A 21178-nucleotide genomic window follows, 5' to 3' on the forward strand; every position below is an offset into this window, starting at 1 on the left:
CCAGAGGCTAATCGCGAAGGGCAAAGCCAGCAAGGCTGCGCTTGGAGCGGTGATGCGCAAGCTGGTTCATCAGTGCTTCGGGGTGCTGAAAACGCGGATGAAGTGGGATGAAAATTACGCAGCTACCGCTTGACGTTCAAGACGGTAGCTACTGGCAAAAAAAATCCCACGGCCTGTGAAGGCAGTGGGAAAAAGCAAGCGCACCCGGTTTAAGTACGCTCAAATCTTCAGGTCAGTTACGAATTCAATTGGAACAGTGACATCTTCGACATCTGGGTAAAGACCGTGTAGGAGGCTTGCAACGCCGTCTGCTGCATGGTGTAGCTGGAGATAGCCGAGGTGTAATCCACATCCACCAGGTCACTCATTTGTGACGCCATAATGGTATCGCGGTCATCACCCTGCGCATCCAGCGTGTCCAGCTCAGACATTTTTGAGCCCACCGCAGAACGCACGCTCAGCACGTTGTTCAGTGAGTTGCTCAAACCACGGTTGGTCTTATCCATCGCATCCTGGAACGTTTGTTTTGTGGCATCGTCAGCGTTGTCCTGTGGCACTTTCAACGCGGCAATCGCACTGTCGAGCATATTGAACAGGTTAGTTTCACTGGCGCTACCGTCCGGTTCTGCTTTGGCGTTGCTGGTAATCGACATAAACACCGAAGTACCGGTATCGCCAACCGACATGGTGCGGCTGTCATCCACTTTTTGCGTAATCGGATCGCTGCCGCCGACATAGGTCACGCCAGTGCCATCATCAGTGAATGGCTCGGTATCGGTTTGATAACCGGCGAAAATATAGTTACCGTTACCGTCTTTACTGTTAGCCAGACCCAGCAATTGCGAGCGGATACCTTCCAGTGACGTGGCGATCGAAGCACGGTCATCATCACTCAACGTACCGGTTGAACCCTGAACAATCAGGGTCTGCGCATCCTGAATGCTGCTGGTGACGCTGGAAAGCGTATTTTCTTCCATTGACAGACTCTGGTTGGCAAAGCTACGCGCGGTGGCGTACTGAGCGCTTTTGGCCTGAGTCTGCGACAACACCACAGCGCGCGAAGCCGCAATCGGGTCATCAGAGGGGTTAGTCACGCGGCGACCGCTGGAGAGCTGTTCACCGACTTTGAGCCAGGAAGCTTGCGAATCCGTGATACCGCGCACCTGCTGGTTAAAAATCATATTGGTACTAAGACGCATGGTTTTTTATCCTCTCTGCTTAGCCGAGGCTATCGATCAACGCGTTGAAAATGGTGCTGGCGGTTTGCAGCACCTGCGCGTTAGCCGTGTAATATTGCTGATATTTAGTCAGGTTGGCGTACTCTTCATCGAGGTTGACGCCCGAAATTGACTGCTGACGGTCACTTAACTGACTCACCACACTTTCCTGAGTGGTACTGGTGGTTTCCAGCGTGCTGGTTTTGTTACCCACCGTACTGACGATGCTGGCATACGCCTCGGCCAGGGTGGCGTTACCGTTCACCAGTTTGCTGTCCTGCAAATCCAGCAGTTTTTGCGCATTGGTATTATCGCTGGCACCATCCACCGCACCTGCCGCCGCAATCTGCGACTCATCGGTGATCGCCACTGACATATCACCAATCACGTTCTGCACCGGTTTTACCAGGAAGCTGTCTTTCGCCGCCGGCGTACCACTTACGGTTAACTGAAGACCATCAAAGCTCAGCGTGGTGTTACCATCGGCATCGGTTCCCTGCGTCGCCGTCACGCTAACGTTGTCCGACTGACGAGTCACCGACCAGTTGGTGCCGTCGTAGCTGACGGTGTAGTTTGAGGCTTTCAGCGCGCTGGTGTCGGTCCATTCCGCTGTCAGTGAGGCACTGGAGGTATTCTTGGTATTACTCAGGACTTCCGGGCTGCCGATGTTAAAGAAATCAGTACCCTGATCACCGTTGCTGTCATATCCTTCTTTATGGATGGTATTGAAGCTGGTGGCAAAGGCTGCGGCAAGCTGGCCGAGCTGGTTCTGAGCGGTATCCAGATCCTGGGTACGGAACGCCAGCAGACCACCCAACGAACCGGTTGTCAGGGTTTTCTCAGCAATTTCTACGTTACCCGCCTGCTTATCAACATAACCGACGGTGATACGTGAAGGGTCGCTGCTGGAAGGCATCGCCACCAGCGAAGTGGTTTTGCTGCCATTGACCAGCGTGGTGCTGCCCATTGAAACGATATAGCTGCCATCCTGCTGCGACACCGTGACACCGACGATATCATTCAGGCTGCTCACCAGTTGGTCGCGCTGATCCAGCAGGTCATTCGGCGCAGTGCCATCACCGGTAGTCAGTTTGGCAATCTGGGTGTTGAGGTTGGCAATCTGGCTGGTGTAGGTATTGATCTGGTCAACGCTGGAGGTGATATCGGTGTTGACGCTGGTCTGCATATTGGTCAGATATTGTGCTGTCGTCTGGAACTGGTTGACCAATCCCTGAGCATTACTCAGCATTGACTGACGCGCTGACGGATCGTCGGCGTTACTGACCACGTTTTGTACGTTAGTGAAGAAGTCCTGAATCGACGTTGACAGGCTGGTAGTCGAGGTCGATAACAGATCGTCAATATTTGAGATCTGAGAATATTGGGTATTTTGCGCATTATAGGTCGCACTGGCACTGCGTAACTGCGCAGTGATGAATTCATCATATTCACGCTGCACAGTCGTCACATTCACACCGTTACCGTAATAGCTGCCGCCAGACAGGGTGCTGTTCGCCTGCCCCAGGATCGTCGTCTGGCGTGTATAACCCGCCACGGTATAGTTACTGATGTTGTTACTGGTGGTACTTAATGCGGCCTGTGCGGCGCTCAGCCCGCTCATCGCTGAGTTGATTATACTGGACATCTCGGTTCCTTAATTTCCCGTTCACCGGGCTGGCTGTCATCAGTGCGGTTACCGGGGCGATGAAACGCCCGGGTTGTATGAAGGTTATCGGCGTGCTTAAGTGAAACTTGAGGCAAAAAATCAGAACAAATCGGTCAAATCGTGGCTGTACGCTTTCACAACTTTTTCGCCCATGTTTTTGAATTGTTGGATCATTCCCACCAATTTCTGAGCATATCTCGGGTCAGTCGCATAACCGGCAGCCTGCAACGCTTGTGCCCCCTGCTCCGCCGTCTGCGCGTTGGCGACCGCGGCATAACGTGGGTTGTTTGACAGCAGTTTGACGTAGTCCGTCAGCGCCTCCAGATAGGAGCCGTAAACACGGAAGGTGGCGCGTACTTTTTTCGCTTCGCCGTGTTCATATTCGGTGGTCATGATATCGGTGGTTTCACCTTTCCAGTCACCGCTGGCCTTGATACCGAACACGTTGTAGCTCGGTTTACCGTCACGCGTCAGAATCTGACGCTGCCCCCAGCCGGACTCCAGCGCCGCCTGCGCCAGAATCAGATGGTGTGGAATACCGCTCTCGTCACTCGCCACTTTGGCAGGCTGCGCCAGTTGAGCAATAAAGTCGCTGCTGTCGCCGGATAAACTGCCGGGTGATACCGGCAGTCGCGGCATCGCTTTACGTACCATTTGTTCCAGCTGCATCGGCGCCATGCTGCTGTAAATGAAGCTGTTATCCAGCTTCATCGGTACGGTACCCGCACGCTCATCCGGTTCCTGTGCGGGTTGCATCTGTTTGACGATGGTTTCCGCCAGGCCAAGTCCGCGTTTGCCCATCTCCTGCGCAATCTGCTGGTCGTACATTGAGGTAAAAAGCCGCGTCTGGTCGTTGCTCAACAGGCCATCTTTTGGCAACGCCTCACGCATACTTTTCAGCATCATCTGCACGAACATGCCTTCAACCTGCTTCGCCACCTGTAAGGCTTTACCTTTCGGGTCCTGACTGGCTTCGCGTTTCAGGTCATTGAGCGAGCGGCTGTCATAAGCCGCATTCATCAGCGATTGCGTATCACTCATCAGATAATTTCCAGTTTGGCGCGCAGACAGCCCGCACTCTGCATTGATTGCAGAATTGACATCAGGTCAATCGGTGTTGCACCCAGCGCATTCAGCGCGCGCACCACATTATTGAGGTTAGCGCTGGCGTTGACGTGTTGCAGCGCACCACCACTCTGGCGCATATCGATCTGCGTCTGATTGGTCGTCACGGTTTGACCACCCGCGAACGGCGTATTCGGCTGATTGACGTTCTGCTGCTGATTGACGGTGACCGACAGGTTGCCCTGCGCGACCGCACAGGTACTCAGCGTCACTTCGCGGTTCATTACCACCGAACCGGTACGTGAGTTGATGATCACTTTGGCGTCTTCCAGCGGTACGGAAACATCCAGATTCTGGATATCCGACAGCAGGCGCACCTGCGAACTGTTATTCGGCGACACACGAATTTGCACGGTACGCGCATCCAGCGGCTGGGCATAACCATAGCCACCGCGATTGATGGCATCCGCAATACGCTGCGCCATAGTGAAATCTTCGTTGTTCAGTTGCAGGTTGATGGTGCTCTGGCTACCAAAGTTGCTTTGCAGCTCACGTTCCACCGTGGCCCCACCGGTAATGCGACCACCGTTCAACTGGTTTACCTGGACGCTGCTGCCACCCGCAGCGGCTCCGGCACCACCGACCAGGATGTTACCCTGCGCCAGCGCATAGACCTGGTTATCCACGCCTTTCATCGGCGTCATCAGCAGCGTACCGCCACGCAGGCTTTTGGCGTTACCCAGTGACGACACCACCACATCAATGGTTTGTCCCTGACGCGCAAAAGCCGGCAGTGAGGCGGTGACCATCACCGCCGCCACGTTTTTCAGCTGCATGTTGGTGCCGGTAGGTACGGTGATCCCCAGCTGCGACAGCATGTTGCTGACGGTTTGTGTGGTAAACGGCGTTTGCGTGGTCTGGTCACCGGTGCCGTCCAGCCCCACCACCAGGCCATAACCGATCAACTGGTTGTCGCGCACGCCCTGTACCGTGGTCAGATCGCGGATGCGGTCAGCATGAGCGATAAGGCTGAATCCGAGCAGGAAGCTCAGGCTCAAACGCAGCAGAGTGTTCATTTTCATCGTAACCTCTTACATCGGCGAAACGTTCAGGAAGAAACGCTGGAACCAACCCATCGTCTGCGCCTCATTGATATAACCATTGCCGACATACTCAATACGTGCGTCGGCCACTGCGGTTGACAGCACCGCGTTACTGGCGCTGATGGTGCGGGGGTTAACCACACCGGAGAAACGAATAAATTCGGTTCCTTGATTAATCTCGATCTGTTTTTCACCCACTACGCGCAGGTTGCCGTTGGACAGCACCTGATTCACGGTGACGGTGATAGTGCCGGTAAAGGTATTATTTGCCGTCGCACCGCCTTTGCCGGTGAAGTCGTTTTTGCCTTCGCCATCAAGACCGACCTTCTCCCCACTCGCGCCGACCAGACCATTCAACGCGGTAGGTACGGTAGTCAGCCCAAAACTTCCACTGCCATCACGACTGGCATTGGCAGACGAACTTTTGCTGGCGCTGACGTTTTCCTGCAAGGTAATGGTCAGGGTGTCGCCGATATTGCGTGGTCGACGATCCTCAAACAGCGGCTGATAGCCGTAGTTCAGCGGCGCAACGCCCTGAAAAATGGAACCATTCACCACCGGTGGCGCAGAAGGCGTTGGCTCAGCCGTTGTCGAGCCTTGTACCAGTGGCGTGCGTGGAACCAGCGCACAACCGTTTAATGTCAGTAGTGATAACGCTACTAACCAATGACCAGGCTTGAGAATCACTTGCTTCGCCACGGAGTTCTGACCTTTTTCATGTTCTTAATCAGGCCAGCCAGGCTGGCCCAACGACACCAGATTTATAACTGGGTTAACTTCGCTAACATCTGATCGGACGTGCTGACCGCTTTACTGTTGATCTCATAAGCGCGCTGCGTCTGGATCATGGAAACGAGTTCTTCCGCCACGTTGACGTTCGAGGTTTCCACATAACCCTGATACAACAAACCGGCACCGTTCTGGCCAGGCGTGCTCTGGGTCGCCGCACCCGATGCCTGGGTTTCCTGATAGAGGTTTTCACCCAGGCTATCGAGACCGGCGTCGTTCATAAAAGTACTGAGGGTTAACTGGCCCACCTGGGTCGGGTTGGTCTGGCCCTGCTGCGTCACACTCACGATGCCATCACGCGAAACGGTGATGCTGGTGGCGTTGGCAGGAATGGTGATACCTGGCTGCACGGTATAACCTGAGTTGGTCACCAGCTGACCATTCTGATCCACCTGGAATGAACCATCGCGGGTATAGGCGGACGTGCCATCCGGCATCTGCACTTCAAAGTAACCCTGACCGTTAATCGCCAGGTCTTTTGAGTTACTGGTTTGCGACAGGTTGCCCTGAGTATGCAGACGTTCAGTGGTCACCGGACGCACACCGGTACCAATCTGCATACCAGACGGTAACGTGGTTTGCTCGGATGACTGCGTGCCCGGCTGGCGCACGGTCTGGTACATCAGGTCTTCAAAAACCGCACGCGAACGCTTAAAACCGTTGGTGCTGACGTTCGCCAGGTTGTTGGCGATGACGTCCATATTGGTTTGTTGGGCATCAAGGCCGGTTTTCGCAATCCATAAGGAACGAATCATTGTTTTGTCCTCAGCCTTAGCTGCTCATGTTGAGCAACTGATTGGCTTTTTGTTCGTTTTCATCGACGTTCGAGATCACTTTCATCTGCATCTCAAAACGTCGGGCGTTGGCGATCATATCGACCATGGTTTCTACGGGCTTAACGTTACTGCCCTCCAGCACCCCCGGCGACACCTGCACGTTGGCGTCCTGCGCCAGCGTCGCACCGCGTGTAGCCTGGGTTTGTGCGGTAGGACGGAACATCCCGTCGTCACTGCGTTGCAGTTCCTGGCCGGTCGCCGTGACCAGCTTCAGACGACCAATCTGCACCGTGGCATTGGGCGCATCACCCGGGTTACGAGAGGTGATGGAGCCATCCGTTGCAATAGTCAGTTCAGCGCCTTGCGGCACGGCAATCGGCCCGCCATCGCCCATCACGGGATTGCCCTGGATTGTCAGGATGCCGGTGGAGCTGATTTGAATGTTACCGTTGCGGGTGTAAGCCTCGCTGCCGTCGGCGGTACGCACCGCCAGCCAGCCGTCCTGCCCCACCGCCACGTCGAGTGCGCGGCCAGTGTTGTCCATCGCCCCTGCACTCATATCGGCACCCGGCGTAGAGGCCGTCACCAGGGTACGCGTCGGCAGCGACCAGCCATTGACCGGCACCGCGCGGTACGCTTCCAGCTGAGCACGGAAACCCGGCGTGGAGGCGTTGGCGAGGTTGCTGGCCGTGACGGACTGCTGCTCCAGCGTCTGGCTGGCGGCTCCCATCGCGGTATATATCGCGTGATCCATAATGCAATCCCGTTAGTGAATTAGCGTAAGTTGACCAGGGTGTTGAGGATCTGGTCCTGGGTTTTGATAGTCTGCGCGTTCGCCTGATAGTTGCGCTGCGCGACGATCATGTTGACCAGTTCCTGACTCAAATCCACGTTGGAGGCTTCCAGCGCGCCTGCGGTCAGTGAACCGAAGGTGCCGGTGCCTGCGGTACCGATCGCCGCCTGACCAGAAGAACTGGTGGCGCTCCACACGTTGTCACCTTCAGACTGCAACCCTTCCGGGTTAGAGAAGCTCGCCAGCACGATCTGACCCAACAGCTGCGTTTGCTGGTTGGAGTAGGTACCGGTGATGGTGCCGTCATCGTTGATGGTGTAGGTGGTCAGATCGCCCGGTGCATAGCCATCCTGAGTCGGGTTACCGAAGGTGGTGGTGCCGGTGTTCTGTTGCAGACTGCCCTGCATGCTCAGGGTAATGGACTGACCTGCGGCTGCACCGTTGGTCCCGTCAATACTCAGGGCTACGGTGGTGGCACCGGTCACGCCGCCCACACTGGTCAGGTTACCGCTGCTGTCAAACGTCAGGTCGAAATCACCCGCAGAAGTCCCGGTGGTGGAGTCGATAGCATGGACGGTCCAGGCGTTATCACCGGTTTTGACGTAGTACATGTCGAGGGTGTGATCGTTACCCTGAGAGTCGTACACCGTCATGGTGCTTTTGGCGTTGTAGCTGTCAACGTCCGATGCATCAAAGGTGGTGACCGTCGGGATATCACTGGTGGAGTTAAGGTTCGCCACCTGCGTTGCCGTGGAGGTCGCTTTTGCTGACATCTGGGTGGTCGGAATGCTCAGCGCCACCGGGTTAGCACCGGTCTGAATGGTCGCCGGGGAGCCGCTGGCCGGATAGCCGGTTACGTACAGGCCCTGCGTGTTGACCAGGTTACGGTTTTCGTCCAGCGTGAACTGACCGTTACGCGAGTAGTACACCGCGCCGCTGCTGTCAGTCATACGGAAGAAACCGTTGCCGCTCAGCGCCACGTCCAGACCACGGCTGGTGGTGGTGGTGGTGCCATCGTTAAAGTTCTGGATCACCGCTGCAACTTTAGTCCCCAGACCAACGTCTGAACCGGCGAACAGGTCAGCGAAGGCGATGGTGCTGGATTTAAAACCCGCTGTCGCGGAGTTGGCGATGTTGTTACCAATGACGTCGAGGTTGCTTGAAGCAGCGCCCAGGCCGCTCACCGCTTGGGAAAAAGACATGTTAATTTCTCCGGGTTACAGGTTAATTAGAGAATCTGACGTACTTCATCAAGGGTCGCGGTGCCCATGGTGCCGAGGTCCAGTGTCGAGGTGTCATCCGTTGTACTGACGCCACTGACGTAGGCGTAATTCAACGGCTGAGCCACCAGTTGGGTGCTGCCATTGCTGGCGGCAATCGAAACGGTATATTTGCCATCCGGGGCAGTTGAGCCGTCGGTCAGGGTGCCATCCCACGAGAAGGTATGAACGCCTGACGACAATGCGCCGAGATCAATGGTGCGCACGGTTGCACCGGTTGAATCTTTGATGGTGGCGGTGGTGGCGGTTGACGCGGTGGTCAGCTCCACACCAAATGGCGTGGTGGTGCCACTGCCTACCAGAATCTGGCTGCCATCCACCATCACGCCATGACCAATCAGCGTGGTACTTTGCAGATTCTGGCTGGTGCTGATCTGCCCGGAGATCGAACCCAGCGTGGTATTGAGTTTTTCAATGCCGCTCAGGGTGTTGATCTGTGCCAACTGCGTGGTGAGCTGGCTGTTATCCATCGGGTTAGTCGGATCCTGGTTCTGCAACTGCGTCACCAGCATGGTCAGAAACTGGTTTTGTAAGTCTTCTGCGCTGTTACCGGTGCTGCTACTGCTGGAGGAGCTGAGGACCGTGGGGTCCAGGTTTTCGTTAACGCCTACCGCGATACCCATTGTGTTTCTCCGTTACTGACCCATGGTCAGCGTTTTCATCATCATTGATTTCACGGTGTTCAGGACCTCAACGTTGGCCTGGTAACTGCGTGAGGCCGACATGGTGTTCACCGTCTCTGCCACCACATCCACATTGGGCATCTTGACGTAACCTTTCTGGTCAGCCATCGGATTGCCCGGGTCATACACCAGTTTCGCCGGGGAAGGATCGTCCACCACCCCCGCTACCTTGACGCCACCGGTCGCCATACCCGGCGCGGCATCGGTCTGAAACACGACTTGCTTCGCCACGTAGGGCTGACCATCCGGCCCGGTGACGCTGTCGGCGTTAGCCAGGTTACTGGCGCTGACGTTGAGGCGCTGCGACTGCGCCGTCATAGCCGACCCGGCGATATCAAAGATATTTAGCAATGCCATTGTTATTGCCCCTGCAGAACGCTCATCATGCCTTTGATTTGGCTACTGATAAGGGTGAGATCGGTTTGATATTTCAGGCTGTTGTCGGCGAACTGCGTACGTTCCCGGTCCATATCCACGGTGTTGCCATCCGCGGCAGGCTGATCGGGAATGCGGTACAGCAGATCCATCGACGGCTGAGCGTCGCTCTGCGCTTCAATGTGGCGGGCAGACGTCACTTTGAGCGCCAGACTGCTGCCCTCCGAGCGACCGTTTTCCATCACCTTGCTGAGCTGGCTGGCAAAGTCGATATCCCGAGCCTGGTAACCCGGGGTATCGGCGTTGGCAATGTTGGATGCCAGGATCTCCTGACGCTCCGCTCGCAAGTTAAGGGCTTCTGTACCAAATCGCAGCGCGGCATCGAGTTTGTCGAGCATGCTTCCTCCGCGAATGAGAATTTCGAGCTGACAGCTTAATTGGGGAAAAGCAAGGGCTATCGTCTGAATAGCGCCAAAAACATTGGCTATTTTTGACATTGATTTTTTTGCGCGAGGAGTAGACTCAGTGCCATCTTCAGTCAGGAGGCGTGTTATGCGCAGATTTACAACCTTACTGGCCCCAATTTTGCTGGCCCTGGCGCTGCCCGGTCAGGCGGCCGATCTCCAGGCCCAGCTGACGCAGTACTTTAAAGCGCGCGATCCGCAACACGCGGCAGGGATGAATGTGGTGATTCGTACGCCACAAGCGCAGTGGCCAGACTGCGCTGCGCCACAAATTGTGTTGCCCGGCAACAGTCGCCAGTGGGGCAACATGAGCATCGCCACCAATTGCGGGCAGAATCGCCGTTATTTACAGGTTCAGGTGCAGGTCACCGGTGTTTATCTGGTGGCAAATCATCAGTTAATGCGTGGCAGCAACGTCACGGCCAGCGATTTTCGTTTACAATCCGGGCGGCTGGATACGCTGCCCGCGCGAACCCTGTTCTCCACCGATAACGTGGCCGATGCCATCGCCATGCGCGATATCACCCCCGGGCAGCCGGTAACCGCCACTATGGTGCGTCTGCCCTGGCGGGTAAAAGCAGGACAAAATGTGATTGTGGTGGCCAGCGGTAACGGGTTTGATGCCAGTAGCGAAGGCAAGGCATTAAATAATGCGACCACCGCGCAGATGGTCAGAGTACGGATGGGTAATGGTCAGGTCGTCAGCGGCCGGGTCGGCGAGGATGGGAATATTCTTATATCGCTATAAAGCGCTAAAGAACCCTGTTTTTCTGCCGATAGTGAAAGCAACAAAGAAATTACCCTATGCTGACTCAGTTGGCTTATCCCCAACTGACCTTACAGGAGCAAGACCATGAGCATCGACAGAACCCAGCCTATTCAGCCGCCGAGCACTGTTCAGACCCGTGAAAATACGGACAACGGCAGCAAAGTGCGCCAGAGCAGCACCGCAGCCACGACCAGCACCAGCGAAAGTGGTGCGCAGGTGAAACTGAGCGCTGCCCAGGCGCAGCTGACACAACCCGGCAGCAGCGACATCAATACTGCGCGCGTTGAGCAACTGAAAACCGCCATTCGCAATGGCGAACTGAAAATGGATACCGGCAAGATCGCCGACGCGTTGATTGCTGATACTAAGGCGTATTTAGAGGGTAATTAATCCCGATGAACAATCTGTTGACCACATTAGATAAGATGCAGGAAGTGCTCTCTTCACTCCGCGAAGTGATGAATGAAGAACAGCAGCAACTTGCTTCCGGCCTGATTAACGGCAACCTGTTGCAGCGCATCACCGAAGATAAAAGCGCGCTGCTCTCGACGCTGAATTATCTTGACGAGATGCGCCGGACTACCGAGCAAAGCACCGGTACGCAGGCGCCTTATCGTGGCAACAGCGATATGTCACGCCGCTGGACGTCTATCCAGAAACATACGCGTCAACTGCGTGACGCCAATACGCATAATGGTTTGCTGCTACAGCAGCAGATCCGTTTTACCGATGATGCGTTAGCGGTGTTGAAGCCCCATCAAACGCAGGCATTTTATGGTCCGGACGGATTAGGTAAAGGTCAGTCAACACTGAGCCGCAAAGGGTAACCGTCCGCGTTCCAGATGTAAAAAAACCGCCATCGCTGATAACGAGGCGGTTTTTTTGTGCGTTAAATCGCGCCCGGATTTTTGTAGCGGCGCGATTTATCACGCAAGGTCAAAGCGCTTTTATGCCTGCGTACGGCGGGCAAAATCGCGCGGGCGGAATCCCATCAGACCGAGCACCACAAAATACGCCCCGCCACCGACAGCACACACCGCCGCCAGTCGCAGTAAACGCCACCACATATGTCCCACTTCCCATGACGGCATGACATACAACAGGCCCAGCAGCGCCGCCGCCATCGCCACCACGGCGATCAACAAACGGATCAAAAAGCTAAACCAGCCCGGTTGTGGCTGAAAAATCTGTTGTTTTCGCAGCTGCCAGTAAAGCAGTGCCGCATTGAGGCAGGCCGCCAGACCGATGGACAGCGACAACCCGGCATGCTTCAGTGGCCCGATAAACGCCAGGTTCATCAGCTGCGTCATGATCAGGGTGATAATGGCAATTTTCACCGGCGTTTTGATGTCCTGACGAGAATAGAAACCCGGAGCCAACACTTTCACCACAATTAACCCCATCAGCCCGACCGAGTAGGCAATCAAGGCACGTTGCGTCATCGCCGCATCGAAGGCGGTAAATTTCCCGTACTGGAACAGGGCTACAGTCAGCGGACCGGAAAGAATGCCCAGCGCCACCGCACTCGGCAGTGCCAGCAGGAAACACAGGCGTAACCCCCAGTCCATCAACCGTGAATACTCATCATGGTTATTGCTGGCAAAACTTTTCGCCAGCGAAGGCAGCAGGATAGTCCCCAGCGCCACGCCCAACACGCCAGAAGGAAACTCCATCAGGCGGTCGGCATAGTACATCCATGAGACGGAACCCGAGACGAGGAACGATGCAAAGATGGTGTTGATAATAAGAGAAATCTGGCTGACGGAGACGCCAAGAATCGCCGGCCCCATCTGACGCATCACGCGCCAGACACCCGCATCACGCAGGTTGACACGCGGCAGTACCAGCATGCCAATTTTCTTCAGATGCGGCAGTTGATAGAACAACTGCAACACGCCCCCCACCACCACGGCCCAGGCCAGCGCCATCACTGGCGGATGGAAATGCGGTGCGGCAAACAGCGCAAAACCAATCATGCTGATATTCAACAACGTCGGGGCAAAGGCAGGAACCGAAAATCGATTCCAGGTATTCAGAATGGCCCCAGCCAGCGACGCCATTGAAATCAAAAAGATATACGGAAAAGTCACCCGCAGCAGCGAACTGGTGAGCGCAAACTTATCGGCGGTATCCGCAAAGCCCGGCGCAGTCACCACAATCACCCAGGGCGCGGCAATCATGCCCAACACCGTCACCAGCGCCAGCACCAGAGTTAATAACCCGGAAACATAGGCCACAAATACCCGTGTCGCTTCTTCGCCCTGCTTGCTTTTGTATTCGGCAAGAATCGGCACAAATGCCTGAGAGAAGGCCCCTTCAGCGAAAATGCGTCGCAGCAGGTTAGGCAGTTTAAAGGCGACAAAGAAGGCGTCGGTGGCCATTCCGGCACCAAACACTCGCGCCACGATGGCATCGCGGGCAAAGCCCAGCACGCGGGAAAACAGGGTCATCGAACTGACCGCTGCCAGCGATTTCAACAAATTCATAATTAGCGGCGCATCCTGAAAAGAGTCGGATAAATGAGCAACTTAGCGCGGGCATTCGAAAATGCCCGGCGATAGTCTACTGCCACGGCGGGAAATGACCAGCATTGAGTGTTACAAGGGATTATTCCTGTTCGGCATCACGCCACAGCTTTTCCACCAGACGCTGCGCCGCCAGCGCTTGTTCGCCACTGGTTACAGGCATCGTCTGATTTTGTACGCACTGAATAAAATGGTGAGCGGCCCCGGTAAAACCACGCTGTGTCAGATGACTCTGCCATGCGGGTGGTGCGTCAAGGCGTAACCCTGTCAGGTTTTCCTGTTGCCAGTCACGCATCTCTGCCACCTGAATGTAATCACCCTCGCAAATGGCACTCACCACTTCACGTTGCGTTCCGGCACGACGGTGCATGCTGGTGGTGATTTGCAGCGCACCGGCGGAAAAATGGTGTTCCGCATACAGCATCGCTCCCTGCTCGTTGGTTTCAATATGACCGTGGAGGTGCGAGAGTTTACCACCGGCCAGCCATAACGCGGTGTCAACCACATGCAGATAGTCGTCTAACAACGTAAAACGCAAATCTTGCGGCCCGACACTGTCGGCACGGTGCTTTTCGATACGTAGCGATGCGGCACGCGCCATTTCAGCCTGTAATTGTTGATAACGCGGCGCAAAACGACGGTTGAATGCCACCATCAGTTTGCGTTTGCGTTTCTCCGCCAGCGCCACCAGCGCTTCAGCCTGCTGTAGCGTTTCCGCCAGGGGTTTATCGACGCAGACATCTTTATCTGCCAGCAGCAACGCTTTGACCACCTCGTAATGTGAAGCGGTGCTGCTATGCACAAACACCGCGTCGCTGGCGGCCGCCAGCGCATCGAGCTGACCAAAGCAGGGAATGCGGTAGCTATCGCAAATCGGCTGCGCTTTGGCCTGATTGGGCGAGAACGCACCGGCCAGTTGCCAGCCTTGCGCTTGCGACAACACCGGCAGCCAGGCTTTCTGTGCAATGCCACCTAATCCGACCATCCCAATACGCAATGTCATTTTAATGTTCCTGTTGCAGCAACTGTTCCAGTTGCGCCTGCAACCGGGCTACCGTTTCTTCCAGTTGGGCGACCCGCTCCTCCAGATCTGCATTATCTTCAGCGGTGGTTGTGGCCGGAACATCTACCACCTCACCGCCGAAAAGATGCATATAACGACTTTCACGCTTACCCGGTTCTCGCGCCAGACGCACCACCATAGGGCCATCATCACGGGAAATTAAGCCGTTCAGCGTCTGCTCAACCTCGTTCATATCGCTGAATTCATGCAGGCGACCACTGCGGGTACGCAGCTCGCCGGGTGTCTGCGCACCACGTAAAAACAGCAACGTCAACACCGCCACTTCCGCACTACTCAGTTGCAGATTACCAAACGCGGAGTTGCAAAAACGTTGTTCATATTTACTGACGCGCTGACCAAAGCCGCTGTTAGACGTGACCAGGTGCTTTTTGACCAGTTCATCCAACTGGGATTGCACCTCGCTCTCGCTCAGGTTCATCACCGGTTCACGGTTAGATTTTTGATTGCAGGCGGTGACCACCCCATTGAGCGACAGCGGATATTGATCGGGTGTGGTGACCTGTTTTTCCAGCAGACAACCAATCACACGCAATGCCTGCGCTGATAATGCCATTTTCATCGAATTGTTCCCTTTTCTTATCCGCGGCGGTCCGGGGTCCACTCGCGCCAGGTTAAGGCTGTCAGAACATGATCCTGCCAGCGGCCATCAATTAACAGGTAATCTTTGGCATAACCCTCTTTTTCAAAGCCCAGACGTGCCAGCAGATCGCCGCTGCGCTGATTATGCGGCATGTAGTTCGCCATAATACGGTGCATGTGCTGCTGCCGCTGCATATATCGAATGGCGCTTTGCAGGGCTTCAAACATCAGTCCCTGCCCCTGCCATTTCTCTCCTAATGAATAGCCAAGGTAGCAAGCGTGAAAGGAGCCTCGTAGCACGTTGCTGAAGTTGGCAACGCCGCGCACTTCACGCTCTTCCTGATCCATTAAGACAAAATAAAATGCCGAGCCTTGTTTGTGCATGTCGGCAATCAATCCCAAACGCGCCTGCCAGCCAGACGGATAGCAATGACTTTCATCACGTACCGGTTCCCAGGGCTTGAGAAAAACACGGTTATCCGCGTAGTAATCTGCCAACCGCCAGGCATCACGCTCATGAACTAAACGGACCACCAAACGATCGGTAGTGAGGCGCACGCGCGGCCCAGCAGAACGATAGCCAAACATCTTGACTCCTGAAATCCAAGACTTAAGAAGGAAGTACGCCTTCGGCGTTATATCTCACTATAACCGTCACCCTGCTTGCGGTAAAACCCCGTTTCCCGCCCTTCGCTATTCATCCCAATTCAGGATTAATTTCTTTACCGGCTCGATGAAAAAATATCATCCTGATAATCCTGTTTTTCCTGCCTGCACAGGCGGAAAATAGACCAACTGGTCTCTTTTCTCCTCTCTTCCTTGCTCAGGATTTAGCATGTCTCGGGTTGCGCGGGCACGACGCCTTGGTAAAACATTTTTATTAGTAGATAACATGCTGGTGGTGTTGGGTTTTTTTGTGGTATTTCCTCTCATCTCCATTCACTTTGTCGAACAACTCGGCTGGGCCGCGCTGATGGTCGGGATTGCGCTGGGTCTGCGTCAGTTTGTGCAGCAGGGTTTCGGTATTTTTGGCGGTGCGATTGCTGACCGCTTCGGCGCTCGTCCCCTTATCGTTTCGGGGATGCTGATGCGCGCTGCGGGCTTTGCCTGTATGGCGCTGGCGCACGAACCCTGGGTGCTGTGGCTGGCCTGCCTGTTATCGGGCCTTGGCGGCACGCTGTTCGATCCTCCCCGCAGCGCGATGGTGGTGAAGCTGGTACGCGCCCGCGAACGTGGTCGCTTCTTCTCCCTGTTGATGATGCAGGACAGCGCGGGCGCGGTACTGGGTGCGCTGATCGGCAGTTGGTTACTGGCCTGGGACTTCCGTCTGGTTTGTTGGGTAGGTGCGGCGGTTTTTGTCAGCGCGGCATTATTTAACGCTATTTGGTTGCCCGCCTGGCGTATCTCCACCGAACGTATCGCGATGCGTGAAGGTATGCACCGCGTCTGGCAGGACAAACGTTTTCGCCTGTATGTACTGACGCTGACCGGTTACTACATTCTTGCCGTGCAGGTGATGCTTATGCTACCGGTGATGGTTAACCAGGTTGCGGGGGCACCCGCGGCGGTGAAATGGATGTACGCCATTGAAGCGCTACTTTCGCTGAGCCTGCTCTATCCGTTGGCACGCTGGAGTGAAAAACGCTTCCGGCTGGAGACGCGGCTGATGGCCGGATTATTCCTGATGACCATCAGCCTGTTGCCGGTGGGTCTGACCACGACGCTGCCGTCGCTGTTTTTCCTGATCGCCGTGTTTTATCTCGGCTCGATCATTGCTGAACCGGCGCGAGAGACCCTCAGCGCCTCGCTTGCCAGCCCACGCGCGCGTGGTAGCTATATGGGGTTCAGCCGTCTTGGCCTGGCGATTGGTGGTCTGATTGGTTATTCCGGCGGTGGCTGGATGTTTGATGTCGGGCAGCAACTCTCGCTGCCGGAATTGCCGTGGATGCTGCTCAGCGCGGTGGGCAGCATGACGCTGTTGGCGCTGTGGTGGCAGTTTCAACCGCGCTCGGTGGCCCCGGCGTTGTACAGCAGCTGATTTGCCCGCGCCCATAATCTCTCCCATACTTCCCGCACGTCTGTAAAAAGGGTGACGCCAGTCACCCCCGGGAACCGAGGAGAAACAGGATGAAACTCTACATCTACGATCACTGCCCTTTTTGCGTCAAAGCGCGCATGATTTTTGGCCTGAAAAATCTGCCCATTGAACTGGTCGTGATGCTCAATGACGACGAAAACACCCCCAAAAAGCTCATTGGTCAAAAGATGGCACCCATTCTGCAAAAAGCCGATGGCAGCGCGATGCCGGAGAGTATGGATATTGTCCGTCTGGTGGATAAGCAGGATGGCGAAACCTTGTTAAATGGCAAAATCAATCCCGCCATCACCGACTGGTTGCGCCATGTGAATGGTTACGTGAATAAACTTCTGCTGCCGCGTATTGCTGACGCTGCTTTTGCTGAGTTCGCGACCCCTGAAGCCCGTCATTATTTCCGGGAGAAAAAGCAGGCCAGCATCGGCGATTTTGGCGAGCTGCGCAAACATTCACCCGGATTAATCAAAAACATCAACGATGATTTGCGTCAGCTGGATAAATTGATCGTCAAACCCAATGCGGTAAACGGTGAGCTATCAATAGATGATATCAATTTGTTTCCGTTGTTACGTTCACTGACCCTGGTTGCCGGTATCGAATGGCCAAGCCGGGTAGCGGCTTATCGCGACAATATGGCGAAACAAACCCAGGTGAATTTGCTGTCATCTATTGCTGCCTGACCGTTTTGATGAGGAGCGCCCGCGCGTTTCTCATCGCTCTCCTGGTGACACCCGCCCCTGATTCAGGCAGGCTATGGCACGTTTGCCGTATTGTTCAGGATGAGGAAAGTATGAAGAAGGCATTTCCCGGGCTGATGGCCCTGCTTTTTGCCGTGCTGCTGGCCGGCTGTAACCAATTAACCCAATACACAATCAGCGAGCAGGAAGTTAATCAGGCACTGCAAAAACACAACAACTTCGAGAAGGATGTGGGTGTTTCCGGACTGGTGAATGCGCATATTGTGTTGACTGATTTGAGCAGCCAGATTGGCCGTGAAGAACCCGGTAAGATCACCTTATCCGGTAAAGCTAACATTAATGTCAGCTCCCTGTTTGGCCCACAGCAAGCTGAAATGCAGCTAAAAATGAAAGCACAGCCGGTCTTCAATGCGCAACAGGGGGCAATCTACCTGAAGGATCTGGAGATCGTTGATGCCCAGGTGCAACCGGAAAAAATGGCGTCGATCATGAAAACGCTGACGCCTTATCTCAATGAATCGCTGAAACGTTACTTCGATGAAAAACCCGCGTATGTGTTGAGCGAAGATCGTAGCAAAGGCGAAGCGCTGGCGAAGAAATTCGCCAAAGGCCTGGAAGTGAAACCCGGTCAGTTGGTGATCCCGTTCACTGACTAATTCCCTTGCAATGATACGTAGCGGCGCGATTCTTCGCACTGTACGGGGTAAAACCCGCGCGATAAATCGCGCCGCTACGCAACATGAATAAAATCCCGTGCAAACGGTTGCCCACATCCTTATGATTACTCCCCGGCCTAAACGTGCCTTTCGTTTTCTACCTAGCCGGAGCCTTTTGAATGACAGCCCAACCCCAGCAAATCACGATTCGCCGCCCTGACGACTGGCATATCCATCTGCGCGATGGCGCAATGCTTCAGGCAGTTTTGCCTTACACCAGTGCGGTGAATGGTCGTGCGATTGTCATGCCAAACCTGGTTCCACCGGTCACCAGCGTTGCTGCTGCCATCGCGTATCGCGATCGCATTCTCGCTGCACTGCCAGCAGAGCATAACTTTACGCCGCTGATGACCTGCTACCTCACCGATTCTCTGGATCCCGATGAGATTGAACAAGGCTTTCGTGCCGGGGTGTTTACGGCCGCAAAACTCTATCCGGCCCATGCCACCACTAACTCCAGCCACGGCGTGACCAATATCGCGTCTATCGCTCGCGTGCTGGAACGGATGCAGCAAATCGGCATGCCGATGCTGGTGCACGGTGAAGTAACCGATTCGCACATCGATATTTTTGACCGCGAAGCCCGTTTTATCGAAACCGTGCTGGAGCCGCTGCGTCAGCAATTCCCTGGCCTGAAAGTCGTGATGGAACACATCACTACCAAAGAAGCGGCTGAATATCTTGCTGCCGGTAATGAACTACTGGGCGCGACTATCACTCCCCAGCATCTGATGTTTAACCGTAACCATATGCTGGTTGGCGGTGTGCGTCCCCACCTGTATTGCCTGCCGATCCTGAAGCGTAATATTCATCAGGAGGCACTGCGCAAACTGGTCGCCAGCGGAAACCGTCGTGTGTTCCTCGGCACCGATACTGCGCCGCATTTGCGTCATCTGAAAGAAGCCAGTTGCGGGTGTGCCGGGGTCTTCAACGCGCCGACATCTTTACCGGCCTACGCTACCGTATTTGAAGAACTGGGTGCGTTGCAGCACTTTGAAGCCTTCTGTTCCGAAAACGGGCCAAACTTCTACGGCTTGCCATTGAATGAAGGGACACTGACGCTGGTGCGGGAGCCGTGGACGGTTGAGCAGAGCGTGGCGGTCGCTGACGATACTCTGGTGCCCTTCCTCGCCGGTGAGACACTTAACTGGCGTGTGACTGACTGATATTTTTCGTGCTTGCCTTCGGGATAATTATACTGTACAAATAAACAGTATATTATTTCGGAGGCGTTTATGCGTGTTGAAATTACCGTAGCAAAAACTCAGCCCCTTCCTGCGGGCGCACTGGATGCGTTAAGCGCAGAGCTTACCCGCCGCATCTCCCGTGATTTCCCAGACGATGAACATCATGTCAAAGTTCGCTATGCCAGCGGCAATCAACTGAGCGTTTTTGGTGGTTGCAAAGAAAATCGCGAACGTATCAGCGATATTTTACAGGAAACCTGGGAAAGCGCTGACGACTGGTTTATTACCGATTAACCGCCACTGCGCAGTTTTTGCCGGGTTTCGCCACCCGGCTTTTTTGTTTTATTTCCGCCTCGCCAGACAAAGTCTCTGCATCTAAAATCATCATTACTCCCCACCCATTCTTGCGCACGTCATGCTGACAGGAGACGTTTTACATGACTCACGATAAACCGGAAGAGGCAATGACGTTTGGCGAGCTGCTGGCATTAATCAGCGAACAGCAACGCCGCTTGACCGTGCTGGAAAGTGCCTTCGCCAATCTGACCTTCTGTCTGGACGATCGCGCCAGCCAGTTGCTGGTCCATAATCTGACGCTCGAAGCGCAAAATCAGAACCACGACGAGCAGTTACAGCACCAATTTGCTCGTCTGGCTGAAGAGATTCAAAAATGCGCGGGAACCGTTCAGGGCCAGGAAAAGGGCTAACTTCACAGTTTTCATCGGCTCAAGAGTTTTCCTAAAGCCAGGCGACTTTGCTGCCGATAATCTCTTTAGCGTCGGTAATTTGTTGCGCGGAAAAATACCCACACCGGTAGGTGTATTATTATTTTTAAAAAGACGCATCTCAAAAGCATTTATTTTGTGTTTTTTTTCACCACCACATTTTTTAACTATTGTACCGTTCGTTTCATGTTATAATTATCTCGCTTGTGCAAGAACAGCCGCATTGAACCTCAAGAAGCACTTCGTTTAACGAGTAAAAAGGAGGTTATAATGGACAGAAATAAAGACGTCATCCAGACTCATCCATTAGTGGGATGGGACATTAGCACCGTTGACAGCTATGACGCCATGATGATTCGCCTGCACTCGCTATCATCGCAGGATCAGAAAGAAGAAGAAGCTGATGTTGGCCCTACCTACTGGCTGACCACCGACGTGGCCCGACAGTTTATCTCGATACTTGAAGCTGGCATTGCGAAAATTGAGTCTACCGAGCAATACCTACGCGATAATCAAAAGCATTAATTTCTCCCATCGCGTGTAAGGGGCACCCTCAAGGGTGCCTTTTTCATGTGCGCGCTCTTTTGAT

25 protein-coding genes and 1 pseudogene are annotated in these 21178 nt (G+C 54.6%); 11 read left to right on the top strand and 15 right to left on the bottom strand.

Annotation, left to right across the window (positions count from 1 at the left end; translation table 11 throughout):
* A pseudogene (locus L579_RS24225) lies at positions 1-133 on the top strand (IS110 family transposase); the annotation flags it as partial.
* A 103-nt stretch (positions 134-236) separates the two neighbouring features.
* Here the strand turns inward: L579_RS24225 and flgL are convergent.
* The 11 genes from flgL to flgB all read right to left on the bottom strand — a co-directional run bounded on the left by flgL (position 237) and on the right by flgB (position 10145).
* Positions 237-1199: a flagellar hook-associated protein FlgL gene (flgL, locus tag L579_RS20185; RefSeq protein WP_021186014.1), complete on the bottom strand. Its 963-nt coding sequence runs from the start codon at positions 1197-1199 to the stop codon at positions 237-239.
* Between the two features lie 19 nt (positions 1200-1218).
* A complete protein-coding gene (gene flgK / locus L579_RS20190) occupies positions 1219-2862 on the bottom strand; it encodes a flagellar hook-associated protein FlgK (protein WP_021186015.1) in 1644 nt (547 codons plus the stop codon).
* 120 nt (positions 2863-2982) lie between these two features.
* Positions 2983-3924 (bottom strand): flagellar assembly peptidoglycan hydrolase FlgJ, encoded by a 942-nt coding sequence (gene flgJ, locus L579_RS20195; protein WP_021186016.1) that lies wholly within the window; start codon positions 3922-3924, stop codon positions 2983-2985.
* Complete coding sequence (locus L579_RS20200) at positions 3924-5030, bottom strand: flagellar basal body P-ring protein FlgI (protein WP_021186017.1); 1107 nt, start codon at positions 5028-5030, stop codon at positions 3924-3926. Before L579_RS20200 ends, flgJ begins: the two co-directional genes overlap by 1 nt.
* Positions 5031-5039: 9 nt before the next feature.
* Positions 5040-5750: a flagellar basal body L-ring protein FlgH gene (locus tag L579_RS20205; RefSeq protein WP_021186018.1), complete on the bottom strand. Its 711-nt coding sequence runs from the start codon at positions 5748-5750 to the stop codon at positions 5040-5042.
* 62 nt (positions 5751-5812) lie between these two features.
* Positions 5813-6595, bottom strand: coding sequence for a flagellar basal-body rod protein FlgG (flgG, locus tag L579_RS20210; protein WP_013508646.1), 783 nt, complete (start codon positions 6593-6595; stop codon positions 5813-5815).
* Positions 6596-6611: 16 nt separating this feature from the next.
* Positions 6612-7370, bottom strand: coding sequence for a flagellar basal body rod protein FlgF (locus tag L579_RS20215; protein ID WP_021186019.1), 759 nt, complete (start codon positions 7368-7370; stop codon positions 6612-6614).
* A gap of 20 nt (positions 7371-7390) precedes the next feature.
* A complete protein-coding gene (gene flgE, locus L579_RS20220; RefSeq protein ID WP_021186020.1) occupies positions 7391-8611 on the bottom strand; it encodes a flagellar hook protein FlgE in 1221 nt (406 codons plus the stop codon).
* Between the two features lie 26 nt (positions 8612-8637).
* Positions 8638-9312 carry a flagellar hook assembly protein FlgD gene (gene flgD / locus L579_RS20225; protein ID WP_021186021.1) on the bottom strand — a complete coding sequence of 225 codons (675 nt, stop codon included), beginning with the start codon at positions 9310-9312 and terminating at the stop codon, positions 8638-8640.
* A gap of 12 nt (positions 9313-9324) precedes the next feature.
* A complete protein-coding gene (gene flgC, locus L579_RS20230; protein WP_013508642.1) occupies positions 9325-9729 on the bottom strand; it encodes a flagellar basal body rod protein FlgC in 405 nt (134 codons plus the stop codon).
* Between the two features lie 2 nt (positions 9730-9731).
* Positions 9732-10145, bottom strand: a complete 414-nt coding sequence (gene flgB / locus L579_RS20235; protein ID WP_021186022.1) for a flagellar basal body rod protein FlgB — start codon at positions 10143-10145, stop codon at positions 9732-9734.
* 154 nt (positions 10146-10299) lie between these two features.
* Between flgB and flgA the strand changes: the two genes are divergently transcribed.
* The 3 genes from flgA (at position 10300) to flgN (ending at position 11807) form a co-directional block, all read left to right on the top strand.
* On the top strand, positions 10300-10959 hold the full coding sequence (flgA, locus tag L579_RS20240; protein ID WP_021186023.1) for a flagellar basal body P-ring formation chaperone FlgA: 660 nt from the start codon (positions 10300-10302) through the stop codon (positions 10957-10959).
* A gap of 105 nt (positions 10960-11064) precedes the next feature.
* Positions 11065-11370 (top strand): flagellar biosynthesis anti-sigma factor FlgM, encoded by a 306-nt coding sequence (flgM, locus tag L579_RS20245; protein ID WP_021186024.1) that lies wholly within the window; start codon positions 11065-11067, stop codon positions 11368-11370.
* Between the two features lie 5 nt (positions 11371-11375).
* The gene (flgN, locus tag L579_RS20250) at positions 11376-11807 is read left to right on the top strand and encodes a flagellar export chaperone FlgN (protein ID WP_021186025.1); all 432 of its coding nucleotides are present in this window, start codon (positions 11376-11378) and stop codon (positions 11805-11807) included.
* Between the two features lie 120 nt (positions 11808-11927).
* Here the strand turns inward: flgN and murJ are convergent, their stop codons facing one another.
* From murJ to rimJ, 4 genes are all read right to left on the bottom strand, one after another.
* Positions 11928-13466, bottom strand: coding sequence for a murein biosynthesis integral membrane protein MurJ (murJ, locus tag L579_RS20255; RefSeq protein ID WP_021186026.1), 1539 nt, complete (start codon positions 13464-13466; stop codon positions 11928-11930).
* Between the two features lie 121 nt (positions 13467-13587).
* Positions 13588-14508, bottom strand: coding sequence for a Gfo/Idh/MocA family protein (locus L579_RS20260; RefSeq protein WP_021186027.1), 921 nt, complete (start codon positions 14506-14508; stop codon positions 13588-13590).
* 1 nt (position 14509) lies between these two features.
* Positions 14510-15148, bottom strand: coding sequence for a DUF480 domain-containing protein (locus tag L579_RS20265; protein ID WP_021186028.1), 639 nt, complete (start codon positions 15146-15148; stop codon positions 14510-14512).
* A 17-nt stretch (positions 15149-15165) separates the two neighbouring features.
* Positions 15166-15756, bottom strand: coding sequence for a ribosomal protein S5-alanine N-acetyltransferase (rimJ, locus tag L579_RS20270; protein WP_021186029.1), 591 nt, complete (start codon positions 15754-15756; stop codon positions 15166-15168).
* Between the two features lie 247 nt (positions 15757-16003).
* Between rimJ and mdtH the strand changes: the two genes are divergently transcribed.
* The 7 genes from mdtH (at position 16004) to bssS (ending at position 21114) form a co-directional block, all read left to right on the top strand.
* Positions 16004-17206, top strand: a complete 1203-nt coding sequence (mdtH, locus tag L579_RS20275) for a multidrug efflux MFS transporter MdtH (RefSeq protein WP_021186030.1) — start codon at positions 16004-16006, stop codon at positions 17204-17206.
* Positions 17207-17295: 89 nt separating this feature from the next.
* Positions 17296-17943 (top strand): glutaredoxin 2, encoded by a 648-nt coding sequence (grxB, locus tag L579_RS20280; protein WP_021186031.1) that lies wholly within the window; start codon positions 17296-17298, stop codon positions 17941-17943.
* Between the two features lie 110 nt (positions 17944-18053).
* A complete protein-coding gene (locus tag L579_RS20285; protein WP_036627684.1) occupies positions 18054-18617 on the top strand; it encodes a lipoprotein in 564 nt (187 codons plus the stop codon).
* 179 nt (positions 18618-18796) lie between these two features.
* The gene (gene pyrC, locus L579_RS20290; RefSeq protein ID WP_021186033.1) at positions 18797-19843 is read left to right on the top strand and encodes a dihydroorotase; all 1047 of its coding nucleotides are present in this window, start codon (positions 18797-18799) and stop codon (positions 19841-19843) included.
* Positions 19844-19912: 69 nt separating this feature from the next.
* A complete protein-coding gene (gene dinI, locus L579_RS20295; protein ID WP_013508629.1) occupies positions 19913-20158 on the top strand; it encodes a DNA damage-inducible protein I in 246 nt (81 codons plus the stop codon).
* Between the two features lie 143 nt (positions 20159-20301).
* Positions 20302-20571 (top strand): hypothetical protein, encoded by a 270-nt coding sequence (locus tag L579_RS20300; protein ID WP_021186034.1) that lies wholly within the window; start codon positions 20302-20304, stop codon positions 20569-20571.
* A gap of 288 nt (positions 20572-20859) precedes the next feature.
* Positions 20860-21114, top strand: coding sequence for a biofilm formation regulator BssS (gene bssS / locus L579_RS20305; RefSeq protein WP_013508627.1), 255 nt, complete (start codon positions 20860-20862; stop codon positions 21112-21114).
* The last annotated feature ends 64 nt before the right edge of the window (positions 21115-21178 follow it).

Origin of the sequence: Pantoea sp. AS-PWVM4 (genome assembly GCF_000468095.1) — a bacterium.
Classification (GTDB): domain Bacteria; phylum Pseudomonadota; class Gammaproteobacteria; order Enterobacterales; family Enterobacteriaceae; genus Pantoea; species Pantoea phytobeneficialis.